Here is a 19,093-nt window from a genome sequence, read left to right as displayed (position 1 = left end):
CAATGACCTTGAGAAGCCCCGTTCCAGGGACCGGCCCGCCCGGCCCTTACCATCGATACGTGAAGCTACCCACGGACCATCCCCACCCCCTTGTGCGCCGCCTGTTCTCCTTCTGGGCGCCCACCGAGAGGTCGATGCGCGGCTGGGCCATGGCGTCCGTGGTGGTCAACGCGGGCATCACGGTGACGGGCGCGGGAGTGCGGGTCACCGGCTCCGGGCTGGGCTGCCCGACCTGGCCGAGGTGCACGCCCGACAGCTTCATCCCGGTCGCGCACCCCGAGGTCTCACCGCTCAACATGGCCGTCGAGTTCGGCAACCGGCTGCTCACCTTCCTGGTGCTGGCCGTGGGGGTCGCGTGCGTGCTCTCCGCGTTGCGGATGAGGCCGCGCAGGCGCTCGCTGGTGCTGCTGGCCTGGCTCCAGCCGGTCGGCATCGTGGCCCAGGCGCTGTGGGGCGGGCTGGTGGTCAACACCATGCTCAACCCGTTCACGGTCGGCATGCACTTCCTGATCTCCAGCGGCCTGATCGCCGCCTGCTGGGTGTTGTACGCCCGCGCGGGCGAGGGCGACGCCCCCGCGCGCCGGGTGACGCACCGCGACATCAGGCGGCTCGGGCACGTGCTGCTCGCGGCGGTGTTCGTGCTGCTGGTGGCCGGTGTGGTGGTGAGCGGCACGGGGCCGCACTCGGGCGACGCCATGGCCTCCCGCTTCGACCTGGACATCGAGACCGTGGCGCGCATCCACGCCGACATCGCCTACGTCGTGGTGGGGCTGACGTTCGCACTGGCGTTCGCGCTGCACGTGAACAACGCCCCGCGCCCCGCGCGCCGGGCGGCGCTCGCGCTCTTCGCGGTGGAGCTGGCCCAGGGCGTGATCGGCTACACCCAGTACTTCCTGGCCGTGCCCGCCATGCTGGTCCTGCTGCACGTCCTCGGCTCGACCCTGGTCTGGATCGCCGCGCTGAGGGTGGTCACCTCACTGCGCACCCGTTCCCCTGAGGCCGCCCCCGCTGGCCACTCCCCCACCGCGGCGCACGCCGCCGTCTGAGGGGATAAGCCCGGGTTTGGGGCGTTAGGTCCGCCACTCCCCCGCCCTGACGCACGCGTGATTTGCACGGAAACGTCCGCCGCGCTCCGCACACCACCGCGCCGGACAGCGCCCGGCGTCAATCTGGACGAGCGCCGCGAGCCCGGCCGCCCCACCGGGAACATCAGAGACGCATCCCGGCGGCCTCGCCTCAGCCGGGAGCGCCGGGGGCGTAGCCCGGCGGCGGTGAGCCCCTGGCGACCGAGCCGGCGTGCATCGACCGCGCGGGGAAGTCCGCCCTGGCGGTGCTCATGCACTCCAGCAGCGCCCGCTGCTCCTCGTGGAAGGTCTGCTCGTCGACCACGTGGCGGGCCGCCCGCTCGTGCAGCAGGCCCAGCTCGGTGGCGGCCAGCTGGTAGTCGCGCATCGCGCGCAGCCCCCGCTTGCCGCCGTGGGCCTTGGCCCACTGCCTGGCCTGCCGCCGCCTGGTGAACGCCGACAACATGTAGATGTCGGCCTGGGTGACCAGCTTGGTCGGCTCGTAGGGCGGGAGATAGCGCTGGATGAGGGCGACGATGCGCCGCCGGTCCCTGAACACCACGCCGATGAGCACGACCAGCACGACCAGCAGCGTCAGGTAGGCCACCACGAGCCCGGGGAAGCCGCCGTAGGAGGCCAGGCCGTTCCACAGGCCGTGCAGGATCATCGCGGCCGACCAGCCGGCCAGGACGGGGAAGATCCGGTCGCCGCCGCCGCGCTGGGCCGCGTAGGCGACCGCGACGCCGATCATGGAGCTGAACAGCGGGTGCGCGAGCGGCGACAGGATGCCGCGCAGCACCACCGTGACCGCCAGCCCTTTGACGCCCGAGCCGGACAGCGCGGCGATGTAGTAGCTGACGTTCTCGCTCATGGCGAAGCCGAGCCCGACCATGCTGGCGTAGATGACGCCGTCGGTCGGCCCGTCGAGCTCGGCCCTGCGGAACCTGAGCAGGCCCAGCAGCACCAGGCCCTTCATCGTCTCCTCCACCACGGGCGCGCCGAACGTGGCCGCGATGTTGCGGGCACTGGCCTCCGACAGGCGGGCGGTGTCGATGATGTAGTGCAGGTTGAGCGAGTTGACCACGCCGGCGACCAGCACCGCGATGCCCGCGCCCCACGCGAACGCGAAGATCAGGTTGCTGCGCGGCTCCGGCTCCATCCGGTCGAGCGCCAGCACCGCGGCCAGCAGCAGCGGCACCGGTGCCAGCGCGAGCATGAGGGCGATGAAGAACTGCACCGGCGCGCCGTTGAACACCACGTCGAACGAGAACGAGACGAGGGCGCAGATGCCGGTGAGCACCAGCCCGATGATCAACGCGAACGATGGGCGGTCCTTGAACACCCAGCGTGGATCACGGGTCGCCATAGGGTGACCTTAACGGATCAGAGTGCCGGGGTCCGTGCGGGTCGGAGCAGTGCGGGTCCAGGCCGGGCATGCCGTGATCGACCTGGAGCGTGGTGTGGCCGATCTCGAAGCGCTCGTGCAGCAGGCGGGCCAGGCGTGTGCGTACGTCGTGGCAGTCGGAGCCCTCCGCCACGATCACGTGGGCCGACAGCGTGGGATAGCCGCTCGTCACGGCCCAGACATGCAGGTCGTGCACCTCCTCGACGTCGGGGTCGGCGGCCAGCACACCGCCGATCTCGTCGGGGTCGAGCCCGCTCGGCGCCGCCTGCAGCAGCACCCGGCCGGAGTCGCGCAGCAGCCCCCAGCCGGCCTTGAGCATGAGGGCGGCCACCACCAGGGCGGCGATCGTGTCGGCCTGGCGGAAGCCGGTCAGCCAGACCACGACACCCGCCACCGCCGTGGCGATGAAGGCGTACATGTCGTTGAGCACGTGCTGGAAGGCGCCCTCGACGTTGAGGCTGCGCCGGTCGGCCCTGGACAGCAGCCAGACGGCCAGCGCGTTGACGGCGATGCCCGCCAGCGCGGTGAACACGACGACGGGCCCCGACACCTCGGGCGGCTCCATGAGCCGGCGCACGCCCTCGTAGACGAAGTAGGCCACGAGCAGAAGCAGCGTCACGCCGTTGACCTGCGCGGAGAGGATCTCGGCCCGCTTCCAGCCGAACGTGTAGGCGCCCCTGGCCGGCCTGGCGGCGATGCGCATGGCGAGCAGGGCCAGCGCGATGGCGGTCGCGTCGGTCAGCATGTGGGCGGCGTCGGAGATCAGCGCGATCGAGTTGGCGATCACACCGGCGATCACCTCGACGACCATGTAGCCGACGATGAGCGCGAGCGCCCCGGCCAGATGACGCCGGTCGGCGTTCGCGCTCAACGCGTGGCCGTGCCCGTGCCCATGACCGGGCCCCCGGCCGTGGTGACCTCCGCTCATCCGGTCTCCTTCAGATGCTCCCGGCTCAGGTCGAGCAGCATGCGGACATGGGCGTCGGCCAGCCGGTAGTAGATCATCCGCCCGGCCCTGCGGCTGGCCACGATCCCCGCCGTACGCAGCAGGCGCAGCGCGTGGGAGACGGCCGTGTCGGTCACCTCGACGGCGTCGGCCAGGTCGCACACGCACAACTCCCCCGCCTCCAGCAGGGCGTAGAGCAGCCGGGCCCGGGTCGGGTCCCCGAGCAGGCGGAACAGCTCGGCCAGCCGGGTGGCCTCTTCCGGCGTCACGAGCCGGTCACGGGTGGCCGCGACCCTGGCGGCGTCCGGCTCCTGCACCGCACAACCGTCCAGACCCGTGATAACACCTGAAGAGCTGTTCATATGTGCACTATAAGGATCGAGAAGAGCCCGGCGCAACGGCCGGGCGGAGGGTTCAGGCGAGCAGCGGGTCGATCGCGACCGCGAGGAAGAGCAGCGCCAGGTAGGCGTTGGACCAGTGGAAGAACCGCATCGGGCGCAGGTCGACACCGCTCTTGCCGGCGTTGAGCCGGCCCAGCAGGCGGTGCACCTCCCACAGGCACACGGCGCCGAGCACGGCCGCGACGACAGGGTAGAACAGCGTGGTGCCGGCCACCGGCCACAGCGCCAGCGAGCACAGCACGGTCGCCCACGTGTAGGCGATGGACTCCAGGACGACCCGCCGCTCAGTGGCCACCACCGGCAACATCGGCACCTTGGCCGCCGCGTAGTCCTCCTTGTAACGCATGGCCAGCGTCCAGGTGTGCGGCGGCGTCCAGAAGAACACCACCCCGAACAGCACCAGCGGCGCCCAGGCGAGCCGGTCGGTGATGCCCGCCCAGCCGATCATCACCGGCATGCAGCCCGCGATGCCGCCCCACACGATGTTCTGGGCGGTGCGCCGCTTGAGGATCATCGAGTAGACCAGCACGTAGAACAGGATCGCGCCGGTGGACAGCAGGGCGGCCAGGGCGTTGGTGGTGAGCCACAGGCCCACGGTGGAGATCACGCCGAGCACGACGCCGAAGACGAGCGCCGCGCGCGGCGACACCTGGTGCCTGGCCAGCGGCCTGCGGCGGGTGCGGCGCATCTTCTGGTCGATGTCACGGTCGACGTAGCAGTTGAGCGCGTTGGCGCTGCCTGCCGACAGGGTGCCGAACACCATGACGGCGACGGACGTCCACAGCGGCGGCAACCCGCCCGCGGCGAGGAACATCACGGGCAGCGTCGTGATCAGCAGCAGCTCGATGATCCGCGGCTTGGTGAGCGCGATGTAGGCCTTGACGATCATGCCGATCGAACGCGGCTCGCCCACCTTCGGGGACGGGGCCGTCGCCTGCCTGTTGGTGAGCACCGTCAAGGTGCTTCCAGCCTGTGCGGGGTCAACGCGTAACCTCTGATTAGAGCGGATCCATGGGTGGGCGCCGTGACGCCTCTGCGAACAACCAAACTGTAGTCGCAGGGTCGGCCGGTCCGGCCAATGGGGGGCTTGCGCCCCACGTGGGACGCCGGGGTGGAACGGGAATTGATCGTCACCTCCACTCGGTTAGGGTCCCTGTGGGCGGGATAGCCAAACCGGCGTGACCAATGACAACTAGATTCCGGAGATCGAGCACTTGAGCACCGAACTCGTGCCAGCCCTCGAATGGACCGACCTCGACAAGAAGGCGGTCGACGTCGTTCGAGCCCTGGCGATGGACGCAGTGGAGAAGGCGGGCTCGGGTCATCCCGGCACCGCCATGAGCCTGGCCCCCGCCGCATACCTGCTTTTCCAGCGCGTGATGCGCCACGACCCGACCGATCCCGGATGGATCGGGCGCGACCGCTTCGTGCTGTCGTGCGGCCACACCAGCCTGACGCTCTACATCCAGCTCTTCCTTTCCGGCTACGGCCTGTCACTCGACGACCTCAGGCGGCTGCGCCAGTGGGACAGCCTCACGCCCGGTCACCCCGAGCACGGCCACACGGCCGGCGTCGAGACCACGACGGGTCCGCTCGGCCAGGGTCTGGGCAACGCGGTCGGCATGGCGATGGCGGCCCGCCGCGAGCGCGGCCTGTTCGACCCCGGCGCCGAGCCGGGCGCCTCGCCGTTCGACCACCACATCTGGTGCCTCGTCAGCGACGGCGACATCGAGGAGGGCATCAGCCACGAGGCCAGCTCGCTCGCCGGCCACCAGAAGCTGGGCAACCTCATCGTCATCTGGGACGACAACCAGATCTCCATCGAGGACGACACGCTCATCGCCAAGTCGGAGGACGTCGTCGCCCGCTACGACGCCTACGGCTGGCACACCCAGAGCGTCGACTGGACCGAGAACGGCGACTACGCCGAGGACGTCCAGGCGCTCTACGACGCGCTGCAGGCGGCCAGGTCCGAGACCGGCCGGCCGTCGTTCATCCGGCTGCGCACCATCATCGGCTGGCCCGCGCCCAACAAGCGGAACACCGGCAAGATCCACGGCTCGGCCCTGGGTGAGGCGGAGGTCGCCGCCACCAAGGAAGTCCTCGGCATGGACCCCGCCAAGAGCTTCGACGTGCCGGACGAGGTGCTCAAGCACGCCCGCGCCGTCGCCCAGCGCGGCCGCGCCGAGCACGCCGAGTGGGAGAAGGGCTACGCGGAGTGGCGCTCGGCCAACGCCGAGCGGGCCGAGGAGCTCGACCGCATCTCCCAGCGCCAGCTGCCCAACGGCTGGGCCAGGGCGCTGCCGTCGTTCGAGCCGGGCGCCTCGATGGCCACCCGCAAGGCCTCCGGCGAGGTGCTGAGCGCGCTGGCGCCGGTGCTGCCCGAGCTGTGGGGCGGCTCGGCCGACCTGGCCGAGTCGAACAACACCACCATGAAGGGCGAGCCGTCCTTCATCCCCGAGGAATACCAGACCAAGGAGTTCCCCGGAAACCGCTACGGCCGCACGCTGCACTTCGGCATCCGCGAGCACGCCATGGGCGCGATTCTCAACGGCATCGCCCTGCACGGCGGCACCCGCCCCTACGGCGGCACGTTCCTGGTCTTCTCCGACTACATGCGGCCGGCGGTGCGCCTGGCCGCGCTGATGAAGCTGCCGGTCACCTACGTGTGGACGCACGACTCCATCGGCCTGGGCGAGGACGGCCCCACGCACCAGCCGATCGAGCACCTGTGGGCGCTGCGCGCGATCCCCGGCCTCGACGTCGTCCGCCCGGCCGACGCCAACGAGACCGCGTACGCGTGGAAGGCGGTGCTCCAGCACACCGACAGGCCCGCGGCCCTGGCCCTGACCAGGCAGAACCTGCCCGTCTTCGAGGGCACCAGCGCCGAGGGCGTGGCCAGGGGCGGCTACGTCCTGCGCGAGGCCTCCGACGGCCAGCCCCAGGTCCTGCTCATCGCCACGGGCAGCGAGGTGGAGATCGCGGTGAACGCCCGCGAGCTGCTGGAGTCGCAGGGCATCCCGACGCGCGTGGTGTCGATGCCGTGTGTCGAATGGTTCAACGGGCAGGACACCGCATACAGGCAGACGGTCCTGCCTGCGTCGATCCGGGCTCGGGTCGCGGTCGAGGCGGGCGTCGCTCTCGGCTGGCACCAGTTCGTCGGCGAGTGCGGCGAGGTGGTCGGCCTCGAACACTTCGGCGCGTCGGCCCCGTACAAGACCGTGTACGAGCAGTTCGGGCTGACGGCGGAGCGCGTGGCCGCGGCGGCACATGCGAGCCTGGCCAAGCTTGGCCGGGAAAAGGGCGAGACGACGGGAAACTGAACGAACATGAGTGAGATCCTGAACAAGCTGTCCGGCCAGGGCGTCGCCATCTGGCTCGACGACATCAGCCGTGAGCGCCTGCGCACCGGCAACCTCGATCAGCTGATCCGCGAGAAGAACGTCGTCGGGGTGACCTCCAACCCGACGATCTTCGCCAACGCGCTCAGCAAGGGCGACGCGTACAACGCCCAGCTGCACGACCTCGCCGTACGCGGCGTCGACGTGGGCGAGGCCGTACGCGCCATCACCACCTACGACATCCGCTGGGCCGCGGACGTGCTGCGCCCCGTCTACGACGCCACCGGCGGCGTGGACGGCCGGGTGTCCCTCGAAGTCGACCCGCGCCTGGCCCGCGACAGCGAGAAGACCGTGGCCGAGGCGCGGGCGCTGTGGTGGCTGGTCGACCGGCCCAACCTGTTCATCAAGATCCCGTCGACGGTGGAGGGGCTGCCCGCGATCACGCAGGCGCTGTCGGAGGGCATCAGCGTCAACGTCACGCTGATCTTCTCCCTCGAGCGTTACCGCGCGGTCATGGACGCCTGGCTGGCCGGCCTTGAGGCGGCGCAGGCCAAGGGCCTCGACCTCAGCAAGATCGATTCGGTGGCGTCGTTCTTCGTCAGCCGGGTCGACACCGAGATCGACAAGCGGCTCGACAAGCTCGGCAAGCCCGAGCTGAAGGGCAAGGCGGGCGTGGCCAACGCGCGCCTGGCGTACGCGGCGTTCGAGGACGTGATGAACTCCGAGCGCTGGCAGCGGCTGCGCGCCGCGGGCGCCCGCCCGCAGCGGCCGCTGTGGGCCTCGACCGGCGTGAAGAACCCCGAATACTCCGACACCCTCTACGTCGACCAGCTCGTCGTCCCCGGCACCGTCAACACGATGCCGGAGAAGACGCTCGACGCGACGGCCGACCACGCCAACGTCTCGGGCGACACCGTGCGTCCCTTCTACGAGCAGGCCTGGAACACCATGGCCGCGCTCAAGGAGGCCGGCGTCGACTACGACGACGTGGTGAAGGTCCTGGAGGACGAGGGCGTCGACAAGTTCGAGGCGTCCTGGAACGAGCTGCTCGAGAGCGTCACCAAGAACCTGGTCCCGTGATGAAGGTCTCCTGCCGCGATGAGGGGGTGGCGTCCGCCGCCGCCTCCTTCGCGGGGCGCCTCGTCGCCGGCGGCGTGCCCGCGCGGCTCGCCGCCGGCGACCCCACGCTGTGGGGTGAGGACGCCGATGCGGGCGCGCCGGCCGGCCCCGACCGGCCGGCGCGCCCGCGAACGCCGTCCCGCACCTCGCGCGAGCTGCTGCCAGAGCTGGGCAGGCTCGCCGAGCGAGCACGCGCGCAGGGACTGACGCACGTGGTGCTGGCGGGGGCGGGCGGCTCGCCCGCCGCCGCCGAGGTGATCTGCGACACCGACGACGTGCCGCTCACCGTTCTCGACACGACCGACCCCGGGCAGGTGCTCCGCGCGCTCGCCGAGCCGCCGGACGCCACGATCGTGGTCGTGGCCGACCCTGGCGGCTCGGCCCTGGAGACCGACTGCCTGCTGAGAATCTACGAACGTTACTTCGCCGACGCGGGCATCGCGCCGGCCGAGCGCATCGTGGTCGTCACCGGCCCCGGCTCGCCGCTGGAGCGGCGCGCGCGTGAGAGCGGCCACCAGGTGGTGCCGGCCGCCCCCGTCGCGGGCGGCCGTGCTCCGGCGCTGTCGGCGTACACGCTGGTGGCCTGCGCGTTGGCGGGCGCCCGCGTGGAGCGGCTGCTCGACGACGCCGAGCAGGCGCTGCCGCTGCTGTCCCGCGACACCGGCAACCCCGGGCTCGACCTGGGGGCGGCGCTCGGCGGGGCGGCGCTGGGCGGGCGCGACAAGCTGCTGCTCGAAGACCAGCTCTCGGCCATCGCCGGGCTGCCCGGCTGGATCGAGGAGCTCGTCGCGGGCTCCACCGGCAAGCGGGGCAGGGGCATCCTCCCCGTCGTGGGCGCCGACCCCCGTCGCAGCGGCGACGAACTGGTCGTCGCGATCGAGTCCGACGTCGGCGACGTGCGCGTCGACGGGCCCCTCGGCGCGCAGTTCCCGGTGTGGGAATATGCCGCCGCCGTCGCCGGTCTGGCGCTGGACGTCGACCCCTTCGACCGGCCCGACGAGGCCGGGGCGCGCGACAACACCGTCGCGCTGCTGGCGCTGCCCGACCTGCCGACCGGCGCTCCCGCGTTCACCGACGGCCCCGTCGAGGTGTACGGCGGGGTCACGGCCAAGGATCTGCCCGGGCTGTTCGCCGAGCTGCTGCACACCGTTCCGGCCGGCGGATATCTGTCGATCATGGCCTACCTCGACCGGCTGGCCGCGTTCGACGCCCCGGTGCCCGACGGGGCCGACTTCGAGCAGATGACCGACGCCTGGATGATGGCCGACGCGGCGACGCTGCGGGCGCTGCTCGCGCTGCGTACCGACCGGCCGGTGACCTTCGGCTGGGGCCCGCGCTGTCTGCACGCGACCGGCCAATATCACAAGGGCGGCCCCCCGAACGGCGTGTTCCTGATGATCACCGGCGCGGTGGCCGAGGACGTCGCGGTCCCGGGGCGGCCGTACACCCTGGGCCGGCTCCAGCTGGCGCAGGCTCTCGGCGATCTCGGCGCCGTGGAGACCCGCGGGCGTCCCGCCGTACGCCTGCATCTGACCGACCGCGCGGCGGGAGTCGCGCACCTGCTCGCAGCCGCACAGGAGGCTTGAGATGACAGACCCGGCAGCACCCGCGGAGGAGGCCGCCACGGTGGCCACCTCGGCCGCGGGCACCTCCACCACCATGGAAGTCCTGGCGGCCAACCCGCTGCGCGACCCGCGTGACAAGCGGCTGCCCCGGGTGGCCGGACCGTGTGTGATGGTGTTGTTCGGCGTGACAGGTGACCTGGCCAAGCGCAAGCTGTTGCCGGCGATCTACGACCTGGGGAACCGGGGGCTGCTGCCGCCCGGCTTCTCGCTGGTCGGGGTCGCCAGGCGCGACTGGAAGGACCAGGATTTCGCCCAGCTGACGCACGACGCCGTCAAGGCACACGCCAGAACGCCCTTCCGCGAGGAGGTATGGAAGCAGCTGCGTGAGGGCATCCACTTCGTGCCCGGCGAGTTCAACGACGACGGGGCGTTCGACGCGCTGGCCATGGCCTTGAACGAGATCGACGAGACACGGGGCACCGGGGGAAACTACGCCTTCTACCTGTCGGTGCCGCCGAAGTTCTTTCCCGTTGTGGTCGAGCAGCTCAAGCGGACGAAGTTGTCCGACGCGCCCGAGGGCTCGTGGCGGCGGGTGGTCATCGAGAAGCCGTTCGGTCACGACCTGCGCTCGGCGCACGAGCTGAACGAGATCACCACCTCCGCCTTCCCGGAGAGCTCGATCTTCAGGATCGACCACTATCTGGGCAAGGAGACCGTTCAGAACATCATGGCGCTGCGGTTCGCCAACAACCTCTATGAGCCGATCTGGAACCGCAGCTTCGTCGACCACGTGCAGATCACGATGGCCGAGGACATCGGCATCGGGGGGCGGGCCGGCTACTACGACGGCATCGGCGCCGCCCGCGACGTGATCCAGAACCACCTGCTCCAGCTGCTCGCGCTGGTCGCGATGGAGGACCCGACCTCGTTCGACGCCTCCGCGCTGCGCCGGGAGAAGGAGAAGGTGCTCAAGGCCGTGCGGCTGCCGGCCAACCTCGGGCTCAACACCGCGCGCGGGCAGTACAAAGCGGGCTGGCAGGGCGGCGAGAAGGTCGTCGGCTACCTTCAGGAGGACGGCATCTCGTCCGCGTCCACCACGGAGACGTACGCCGCCATCAAGCTGGAGATCGCCAACCGGCGGTGGGCGGGCGTGCCGTTCTACCTGCGCACCGGCAAGCGCCTGGGCCGCCGGGTCACGGAGGTCGCCGTGGTGTTCCAGCGGGCGCCGCACCTGCCCTTCAGTGCCGACGACACCGAGATCCTCGGCCACAACGCGCTCGTCATCAGGGTCCAGCCGGACGAGGGCATCACCGTCAGGTTCGGCAGCAAGGTGCCGGGCACGGCCATGGAGGTGCGCGACGTCTCCATGGACTTCGCCTACGGCGAGTCGTTCCTCGAGTCGTCCCCCGAGGCGTACGAGCGGCTGCTGCTCGACGTGATGATCGGCGACCCGCCGCTCTTCCCCCACCAGCGGGAGGTCGAGCTGTCGTGGAAGATCCTCGACCCGATCGAGGAGTTCTGGGCCACGCAGGGCCAGCCGGAAGGCTACGAGTCGGGTTCGTGGGGGCCCGAGTCGGCCGATGCGATGATGGCCCGCGACGGCCGCGTCTGGAGGAGGCTCTAGTGAGCGGACGCCTTGACACATCCCGTACGGCTGTCGCCGCGAGACCGACGGAGGAGCGCCCGTGACGACCTTCATGTTGTCCGACACCACGGCGGGCAAGATCTCGGCGCAGTTCATGCACCTGCGCCACCAGATGGGCGCGCCCGCCATCGGCATGGTGCTGACGCTCGTGGTCGTCTGCGAGGAGCGCCACCAGTACGACGCCCTGCGCGCCGCCACCGAGGCGGCCCGCGAACACCCCTCCCGCATCATCGTCGTGATCAAGCGTGAGGAGGACGAGCCGATCAGGCTCGACGCCGAGCTGCGCATCGGCGAGTCCACGCCCGGCGAGGTCGTGGTGCTGCGCCTGTACGGCGAGCTCACCGAGCACGCCGACTCCGTGGTCAGCCCGCTGCTGCTGCCCGACACCCCGGTCGTGGTGTGGTGGCCGGGCGCGGCGCCCGAGGTGCCGTCGAAGGACTCCATCGGGGCTCTGGCGCAGCGGCGCATCACCGACGCCAAGGGCCTGGACGAGGGCGGCATCCAGTCACTGGTGACCAGGGCCAAGGGGTACGCCCGCGGCGACACCGACCTGTCGTGGGCCAGGGTGACGCCGTGGCGAAGCCTGCTGGCCGCCGCGTTCGACCAGCCCGTGGGCCGGGTGCGCGAGGGGGTCGTGGAGAGCGCGAAGGGTCACCCGAGCGCGCCGCTGCTGGCCTCCTGGCTGTCGGAGCGCCTCGGCGCGCCGATCGAGGTGGCCGACTCGGCGGGCCCCGGCCTGACGTCCGTGCGGCTGCGTCTGGACGACGGCGAGTTGTCCATCTGCCGGAGCGACGCTCGCCTGGCCACGCTGTCGCGCCCGGGGCAGCCCGACAGGAACGTGGCGCTGGCCCGGCGCCACACCTCCGAACTGCTGGCCGAGGAGCTGCGCAGGCTCGACAGCGACGAGATCTACGAGGCCGCGGTCAAGCACTTCGCCCGCACGTACAAGGGATGACCCTCCCTCCCCGGGCGGCTCCGGCCGTCCGGGGCTTCCTGCTGATCCTGGTGAGAGAGTAGTGCTCGTGAGCGTGCCCAATGTTGTCGTACACCGCAACGCCGATGTCCTGGCCAAGGCCGTGGCGGCGCGGATCATCACCCGGCTGGTCGACGTGCAGTCGGCCAAGGGGGCGGCGTCCATCGTGCTGACCGGCGGCACGGTCGGCATCGCCACGCTGGCCGCCATCGCCGCGACGCCCGCGCGCGACGCGGTCGACTGGCGGCGCCTGGACGTCTGGTGGGGCGACGAGCGGTTCGTGCCCGCGGGCGACAAGGAACGCAACGAGACCGGCGCCCGGGAGGCGCTGCTCGACCACGTCGACGTCGACCCGGAGCGGGTGCACGTCATGCGCGGCCCCGACGCGGGCATGACGGCCGAGGAGTCCGCCGAGTCCTACGCCGCCGAGCTGCGTAAGGCCGCCAGGCCGGAGGATCACGGACCGGTGCCGAGCTTCGACGTGATGCTGCTCGGCATGGGCCCCGACTCCCACGTGGCCTCCCTGTTCCCCGGCATGCCCGCGCTCTACGACACGCGCCCGGTGGTGGCCGTGCACGGCTCGCCGAAACCGCCGCCCACGCGTATCTCCCTGACGTTGCCCGCCATCCAGGCCGCGCGCGAGGTGTGGGTGGTGGCCGCCGGGGAGGAGAAGTCGGGGGCGGTACGCCTGGCCCTGTCCGACTCGGGCCCCGTGCAGGTGCCGGCGGCGGGCGCCAGGGGCCGGGGGCGCACCCTGTTCCTCCTGGACCGGGCGGCGGCCGGCAAGATCCCGCCGGGGCTCGGCCGCATGGCCTCGCCGTAGCCCGGCCGTTCCGCCGGCGACCGCGCCGTGAGCCGCGGTCCTGTCACCGGCCTCTCCCGTGAGCCGGCGCCGCTCGCCGTGGGCCGGGCGGTCGCCCCGTCCGGTCAGCCGGCCGCGACGAGCGCGTCGATCTCCGCCACCAGGGCCTGCTTGCGCTCCTCGGCCAGGTAGGAGGCCCGGACGCCGTTGCGGGCGAGGTGGGCCAGTTCGGGCGCGCCGAGTCCGAAGACGTTCGCGGCGAGCCGGTACTCCTCGGCCAGCGTGGTGGCGAACATGGGCGGGTCGTCGCTGTTGAGCGTGACGTACAGGCCTTCCTCCAGCATCCGTGGCAGCGGGTGGTCCTCGATGCGGGCGACCTGCCCGGTGCGGAGGTTGGAGGTGGGGCAGACGTCCAAGGGGATCTGTGTCTCGCGCAGATGGGCGACCAGGCGGTCGTCGGCCAGGCAGGTGATGCCGTGGCCGATGCGCTCGGCGCCGTAGCCCTCGATGACCTCCCAGATCGTCTCTGGCCCGCTCATCTCGCCGCCGTGCGGGACGCTGTGCAGGCCGGCCGCGCGCGCCGCTGAGAAGGCCGAACGGTAGGCGTCGCGATATTTCGGGCGCTCCTGCTCGATCCCGCCGATGCCGAAACCTACCAGCGCGGCGGGAGGTTCTTGCAGGGCGTGCTCGACGGTGACCCTGGCGGCCTCCTCTCCGTACTCGCCGGGGATGTCGAAGATGTAGGCCATCTCCACGCCGTACTCGGCCAGCGACCGGCGGGCGGCCAGGTCCAGGGCCTCGGTCACCTCGCGCCTGGGCATGCCGACGACGTGGTGGGCGTAGGGCGTGACCTGCAGCTCGACGTAGCGGGCCCCCTGAGGTGCGAGGTCACGGGCCAGGCCGAGCACGAGCGTGGCCACGTCCTCCGGCTCCCGTACGAGCGAGTTGACGGCGCCGTACACCTGGGCGAAGTGGGGGAAGTCGCGGAAGGCGTAGAAGCGGCGCAGTTCGTCCTCCGTCACGGGGACCTCGCTGCCGGGGTGGCGGCGCGAGAGCTCCAGCACGGTCGTGACGGAGGCCGAGCCGATCAGGTGCACGTGCAGTTCGACCTTGGGCAGGGCGTCGATGAAGGCGTCGATGGTCATGACGACGACGATACGAGCGGCTTCACATGGGAAAACAGGCTTTGGCACGAAATTTCACATCAGAATGTTAGTTTTCCAGTTTAGGCTGAGATTCGTGACCAACGCCGAAGCGTACGAGCGCGGCTTCGCCCGCCTCCGCGCGCATACCGTCGCGCCCCTGCTCGCTCAGGCCCGCGAGGCCAGGGCGCCGCGGCTGCTGGACGTCGGCTGCGGCACCGGCGTGGTGACGGTGGCGGCGCTCGCGCTGGGCATCGAGGTCACCGCCGTCGACCCCGATCCCGGCATGCTGGAGCTGGTCGCCCGCCGCCACCCGCACGCGACGGTACGGGCGGCCGCGCCGCCCGACAAGGCGGGAGTCCAGCTCATCGCCGCTCCTGGGTGGTGCGCAGCGTTTCCTCCACGCTACAAGCCGGCCCAGGAACGTCCGCCCCGCAGGTCGGAGCTCCGCTCGGGGCGTTCCCCTCAGGTCAGCGCTCCAGCCGCTGGCGTGCGTGCCGTTCCTCGCGCTGGGCGACCTCGAGCCGCTGCCGGCTGTCGGCCAGCCTTCCGCGTGCCTTGGCCAGCTTGCGCTCCAGCGACGCGACCTTCTCCGCGCGCTCGTCGTGCTCCTTCGTGGCCGCTTCGAGCGCCTCGCGCCACTCGCGGTGCGCGGTCTCGGCCTCCTGGCGTTCCCTGGTCTTCCTCGCCTCGGCCTCCTCGCGCTCCCTCGCCCGGGCGGCCTCCTCGTCGGGCGACGGCTTCCTGCGGCCCGCCGGCCGCTCGCGCGGGACCGGAGCGGGGGCGAAGCCGCTGTAGCTGAGCGGCTTCGCCAGGGTGCCGCGCCGCACCTGCCCGGCCGCGCCGGCGTCGACCATGGCGGCGTCCAGGGTCTGGTCCACCTCGGCGGACGCCGCGGCCGACAGGTCCCCGGCCTGCCTGACGAGCCTGCCCACCGTACGCGTCACCTCGCCGCGGCGGCGAGTGAGCTCGGCCAGCGCGGCGGCGTCCTGCTGCTCCCAGGCCGCCCGCAGCCGCTCCCCCACCTCCAGCAGCTCGCCCAGCTCACCGGGGTGTTCGCGGGCGACCCTGTTCACCGCCCAGGCGGACACGGTCGGCTTGCGCAGCTTCGCGATCTCGCGCGACAGGCGTACATCACCCGCGTCCTTGGCCGCGCGGGCCTCGGCCGCGCGGGCGGCGGTGAACTCGGACGGCGGCAGGGCGTAGAGCCGGTCGGCCACCTCGTCAAGATCCACACAGGACAAATACCCCACATCCGCGGGTTTCTAGCGCATAGTGGAAACAGCCCCGAGTCGAACGGAGACATCCGGTGTTCGAGCGCTTCACCGACCGTGCGCGCAGGGTCATCGTCCTCGCCCAGGAGGAGGCGCGGAGGCTGGACCACGACCGCATCGGCACCGAGCACATCCTGCTCGGCCTCATCCACGAGGGCGAAGGGCTGGCCGCCCTGGTGCTCGACGGCTGCGGCGTGGAGCTGGACCCCGTACGCGCCTTCGTCGAGCGTGTGGAGGGCCGCGGCGTGAAGTCGCCGGGCGGGCACATCCCGTTCACGCCGCGCGCCAAGAAGGTGCTGGAGTTGTCGCTGCGCGAGGCGCTGCAGCTGCGCCACAACTACATCGGCACCGAGCACATCCTGCTCGGGCTGGTCAGGGAGGGCGAAGGGCTGGCCGCACAGGCGCTCGTGGACGCCGGCGCGGACCTGGCCGACGTACGCCAGCGCCTGCTGGACCGGGTGGGCCGCGGCTCCAGGGAACGCCCCGGCGAGACGTTCCACTCCGGCGGCGCCGCCCTCAACGAACGGCTCGCGCAGATCCAGGAGAGCCTGGAGCGCATCGAACGCCACCTGGGCATCCAGCCGCCGGCCAGGAGGCCGCAGGACGAGGAGGGCCTAGGCTGAGGCCATCGCGCCCACGGGCAGCCGGGCCGCCACCACCCCCGGGTCCTCGGTGTAGCCGAGCGTGGCGCCCAGAGAGATCAGGAGCCTGCGCATCCTGGCGTTGTCGGACAACATGGTGGCCCTGACCTCGGCGTATCCGAGGTCACGGGCCGCGTGCACCAGCATCCTGGCCATCACCGCGCCCAGACCGCGCCCCTGCCAGCGGTCTTCGACCAGGATGGCCATCTCGGCGCTGCCGGGATCGGCGGTGAACATGAGGTTCGCCAGCCCCACGACCTGCCCGTCGTGCCCGGCGACCAGCGAATGCCCCCGATTCCTGTCGCACATCCGGTCGAACACGCGCTCGGGCAGCACCGGCAGCGCGGTGAAGTAGCGGAACCTGCGCGACTCCGGCGAGCACCGGTCATGCAGGTCGCGTACGGCCTCGCGGTAGATCGAGGTGAGCGGGCGGACCGTGACCTCCACCCCGTCGGCGAGTTTGATCCCGCGCTCGGCGCCGTCCCGCTCGGCCGCGGGCTGGGCGAGCCGGGCGAAGGCGGCCGCCCTCGCCGCCTCGGTCGAGGTGAAGGGCAGGTCGCCGCGGCGCAACCGGACCGCGCGCCGGGCGGCCACGGGCACGACGAGCAGGGTGGGGTCGGGAAGATCAGGCACGGGTTCACCATAGATCCACCGGGCATCGTCCGCGCGCAGCAGCTCGGCCAGCAGCTCGGGCAGCCGCCACGGCATCGAGCGTAGCCGGGAGGCCAGCAGGAGGGCCCTGGTGGGCTCGTCGGTGAGCTCGTGGGCCGTGGCGGGGACCACCTGGATGCGGCGGCCACCGGCTGCTTCCAGAGCCTGGCGCACGGTCTCGGGGTGGGCGGGGATGTCGGCGACGAACTCGTCGACGGTGCCGTCGGTGTCGGGCTGGACGCTCAGCCCGAGGATGTTGCCGCCCCTGTCGGCCAGGGCCGCCGCCAGTGACGCCAGCCGTCCGGGTCGTTCGTCCACCGTGGTCCGGATGCGCAAGAATCCCATGCGACGAGCATGCCTGGTGGCTGTTACACCACCGCTAACGAAGTGTTTCATCGGTATATGTGCCGGTTTATCACGTTATCTGGCGACACCTGCCCTCATCGGGTACGCCGCACGGCGGCACGATGGACGCCGGACGACCCGCCGAGAGAGGGAGACCCATGAACATCCTCTTCCGAGGAGGCCGCGTCTTCACGCCCGACGGCGTCGTGGCGGAGGCGGTGCTCGTACGCGACGGCGTGATCGCCGCGGTGGGCCCCGAGCGAGATCTGGCGCGTCTCCCCCACGAGACCGTGGACCTGGACGGCGGGCTGCTGACGCCGGGGTTCATCGACGCGCACATGCACCCGGTGCAGGCGGGCCTCGAACGCGCTAAGTGCGATTTGTCAGAGGTATTCGGCCTTGATGCATATGTCGAGGCGATCGCCACGTATGCTGCGAAAAATCCGGATAAAGCGTGGGTTGATGGCGGCGGCTGGGATATGTCGGCATTCCCGAACGGGCTCCCCCACCGCGACCAGCTCGGCTTCCTCGACCGGCCCGCGTACCTCATCCAGCGCGACCACCACGCCGCCTGGGTCAACGGCCGGGCACTCGAACTGGCCGGCATCACCGCCGCCACCCCCGATCCGCCCGACGGGCGGATCGAGCGCGACGCCGGGGGCGCGCCCACCGGGGTCCTGCACGAGGGCGCGATGGAGCTCGTCGGCCTGCTCACCCCGCGCCCGTCCGCCCAGGATCTGCTCGACGCGCTGGCACGGGCCCAGGAACATCTGTTCTCGCTGGGCATCACCGGCTGGCAGGACGCCATCGTGGGCTCCTACGCGGGCTCCGACGACCAGCTGCCCACCTATGTGGCGGCGGCCGGCTCCGGCCTGCTGCGGGCCCGCGTGGTGGGCGCCCTGTGGTGGGACAGGACGCGCGGCCTGGACCAGATCCCCGGCCTGCTCGAGCGGCGGGCCGCAGCCGACGGACTCGACCGGTTCCGCGCCACCTCCGTCAAGATCATGCAGGACGGGATCACAGAGAACTTCACCGCTGCCACGCTGGAGCCGTACTGCCTGTGCGGCGGCACGGGCCTGTCGTACGTCGACCCGGTCGAGCTCAAGCGCTATGTGGCCGAGCTGGACAGGCACGGCTTCCAGGTGCACGTCCACGCCATCGGGGAGCGGGCGGTACGCGAGGCTCTGGACGGCTTCGAGGGCACCAACCCCGCCAACCGCCACCACATCGCCCACCTGCAGATCATCGAGCCCTCCGACGTGCCGCGCTTCGCCGCCCTGGGCGTCACGGCCAACCTGCAGCCGCTCTGGGCCACCCACCACGCGCAGATGGACGAGCTGACGCTGCCGTTCCTGGGCGAGCCGCGCGCGTCGTGGCAGTATCCCTTCGCCGACCTGGTCGCGCACGGCGCCCGGTGCTGCGCCGGCAGCGACTGGCCGGTCTCGGACGCCGACCCGCTCCAGGGCATGCACGTCGCGGTGAACCGTACGGAGCCGGGCGGTTCGGTGCACGCCCGCTACCCCACCGCGCAGACCCCGTTCCTGCCCGGCCAGCGCCTCGACCTGGCGACGGCCATGACCGCCTACACGGCGGGCTCGGCCTGGATCAACCGCTCCCCGGCGGGCGTCGTCGAACCGGGGCGCCCCGCCGACCTGGTGGTCCTGGACCGCGACCCGTTCGAACTGCCGCCCGGCGACCTCTGGACGACGCGGGTGCGCATGACGTTCGTGGACGGCGAGCCGGTCCACGAACGGGGCTGACGAGCCCGGCCCTCCTGGG

Annotated in this window: 16 protein-coding genes and 1 pseudogene; 9 read left to right on the top strand and 8 right to left on the bottom strand. The window is 71.5% G+C overall.

Annotated features, from left to right (window positions below; all coding sequences use genetic code 11):
• The first annotated feature begins 59 nt into the window (after positions 1–59).
• On the top strand, positions 60–1,046 hold the full coding sequence (locus tag ABGB01_RS06685; protein WP_347771352.1) for a COX15/CtaA family protein: 987 nt from the start codon (positions 60–62) through the stop codon (positions 1,044–1,046).
• Between the two features lie 190 nt (positions 1,047–1,236).
• On the opposite strand, the gene ABGB01_RS06680 is transcribed toward ABGB01_RS06685, so the two are convergent.
• From ABGB01_RS06680 to ABGB01_RS06665, 4 genes are read right to left on the bottom strand one after another with little or no spacing between them, the layout of a single operon-like run.
• Positions 1,237–2,430 carry a PrsW family intramembrane metalloprotease gene (locus ABGB01_RS06680; protein WP_347771350.1) on the bottom strand — a complete coding sequence of 398 codons (1,194 nt, stop codon included), beginning with the start codon at positions 2,428–2,430 and terminating at the stop codon, positions 1,237–1,239.
• A complete protein-coding gene (locus ABGB01_RS06675) occupies positions 2,417–3,397 on the bottom strand; it encodes a cation diffusion facilitator family transporter (protein WP_347771348.1) in 981 nt (326 codons plus the stop codon). Before ABGB01_RS06675 ends, ABGB01_RS06680 begins: the two co-directional genes overlap by 14 nt.
• A complete protein-coding gene (locus ABGB01_RS06670) occupies positions 3,394–3,777 on the bottom strand; it encodes a metalloregulator ArsR/SmtB family transcription factor (RefSeq protein ID WP_132333267.1) in 384 nt (127 codons plus the stop codon). The genes ABGB01_RS06675 and ABGB01_RS06670 overlap by 4 nt, the downstream gene beginning before the upstream one ends.
• 52 nt (positions 3,778–3,829) lie before the next feature.
• Positions 3,830–4,774, bottom strand: a complete 945-nt coding sequence (locus ABGB01_RS06665) for a heme o synthase (RefSeq protein WP_347771346.1) — start codon at positions 4,772–4,774, stop codon at positions 3,830–3,832.
• A gap of 256 nt (positions 4,775–5,030) precedes the next feature.
• Between ABGB01_RS06665 and tkt the strand changes: the two genes are divergently transcribed.
• The 6 genes from tkt (at position 5,031) to pgl (ending at position 13,282) form a co-directional block, all read left to right on the top strand.
• Positions 5,031–7,139: a transketolase gene (tkt, locus tag ABGB01_RS06660; RefSeq protein ID WP_347771344.1), complete on the top strand. Its 2,109-nt coding sequence runs from the start codon at positions 5,031–5,033 to the stop codon at positions 7,137–7,139.
• Between the two features lie 6 nt (positions 7,140–7,145).
• A complete protein-coding gene (tal, locus tag ABGB01_RS06655) occupies positions 7,146–8,237 on the top strand; it encodes a transaldolase (protein ID WP_347771342.1) in 1,092 nt (363 codons plus the stop codon).
• Complete coding sequence (locus ABGB01_RS06650; protein WP_347772097.1) at positions 8,237–9,862, top strand: glucose-6-phosphate isomerase; 1,626 nt, start codon at positions 8,237–8,239, stop codon at positions 9,860–9,862. The genes tal and ABGB01_RS06650 overlap by 1 nt, the downstream gene beginning before the upstream one ends.
• A gap of 73 nt (positions 9,863–9,935) precedes the next feature.
• A complete protein-coding gene (gene zwf / locus ABGB01_RS06645; protein WP_347772095.1) occupies positions 9,936–11,465 on the top strand; it encodes a glucose-6-phosphate dehydrogenase in 1,530 nt (509 codons plus the stop codon).
• Positions 11,466–11,526: 61 nt separating this feature from the next.
• The gene (locus ABGB01_RS06640; RefSeq protein ID WP_347771340.1) at positions 11,527–12,441 is read left to right on the top strand and encodes a glucose-6-phosphate dehydrogenase assembly protein OpcA; all 915 of its coding nucleotides are present in this window, start codon (positions 11,527–11,529) and stop codon (positions 12,439–12,441) included.
• 67 nt (positions 12,442–12,508) lie between these two features.
• Positions 12,509–13,282, top strand: a complete 774-nt coding sequence (gene pgl / locus ABGB01_RS06635) for a 6-phosphogluconolactonase (protein WP_347771338.1) — start codon at positions 12,509–12,511, stop codon at positions 13,280–13,282.
• Positions 13,283–13,386: 104 nt separating this feature from the next.
• Here the strand turns inward: pgl and add are convergent, their stop codons facing one another.
• The 3 genes from add to ABGB01_RS06620 all read right to left on the bottom strand — a co-directional run bounded on the left by add (position 13,387) and on the right by ABGB01_RS06620 (position 15,638).
• Positions 13,387–14,406, bottom strand: a complete 1,020-nt coding sequence (add, locus tag ABGB01_RS06630) for an adenosine deaminase (RefSeq protein ID WP_347771336.1) — start codon at positions 14,404–14,406, stop codon at positions 13,387–13,389.
• 165 nt (positions 14,407–14,571) lie between these two features.
• Complete coding sequence (locus ABGB01_RS06625) at positions 14,572–14,772, bottom strand: hypothetical protein (protein WP_347771334.1); 201 nt, start codon at positions 14,770–14,772, stop codon at positions 14,572–14,574.
• A 101-nt stretch (positions 14,773–14,873) separates the two neighbouring features.
• Positions 14,874–15,638 (bottom strand): hypothetical protein, encoded by a 765-nt coding sequence (locus tag ABGB01_RS06620; RefSeq protein ID WP_347771332.1) that lies wholly within the window; start codon positions 15,636–15,638, stop codon positions 14,874–14,876.
• 74 nt (positions 15,639–15,712) lie between these two features.
• Here ABGB01_RS06620 and ABGB01_RS06615 point away from each other — a divergent pair.
• Positions 15,713–16,129: pseudogene (locus tag ABGB01_RS06615) on the top strand (Clp protease N-terminal domain-containing protein); the annotation flags it as partial.
• A 162-nt stretch (positions 16,130–16,291) separates the two neighbouring features.
• Here the strand turns inward: ABGB01_RS06615 and ABGB01_RS06610 are convergent.
• Complete coding sequence (locus ABGB01_RS06610; RefSeq protein WP_347771330.1) at positions 16,292–17,314, bottom strand: GNAT family N-acetyltransferase; 1,023 nt, start codon at positions 17,312–17,314, stop codon at positions 16,292–16,294.
• A 158-nt stretch (positions 17,315–17,472) separates the two neighbouring features.
• Here ABGB01_RS06610 and ABGB01_RS06605 point away from each other — a divergent pair, with 158 nt between their 5' ends.
• Complete coding sequence (locus ABGB01_RS06605; protein ID WP_347771328.1) at positions 17,473–19,074, top strand: amidohydrolase; 1,602 nt, start codon at positions 17,473–17,475, stop codon at positions 19,072–19,074.
• The last annotated feature ends 19 nt before the right edge of the window (positions 19,075–19,093 follow it).

The organism is Nonomuraea sp. B5E05 (assembly GCF_039880665.1).
In the GTDB taxonomy this organism is placed as follows: domain Bacteria; phylum Actinomycetota; class Actinomycetes; order Streptosporangiales; family Streptosporangiaceae; genus Nonomuraea.
This window is presented reverse-complemented; position numbering and strand designations above follow the sequence as displayed.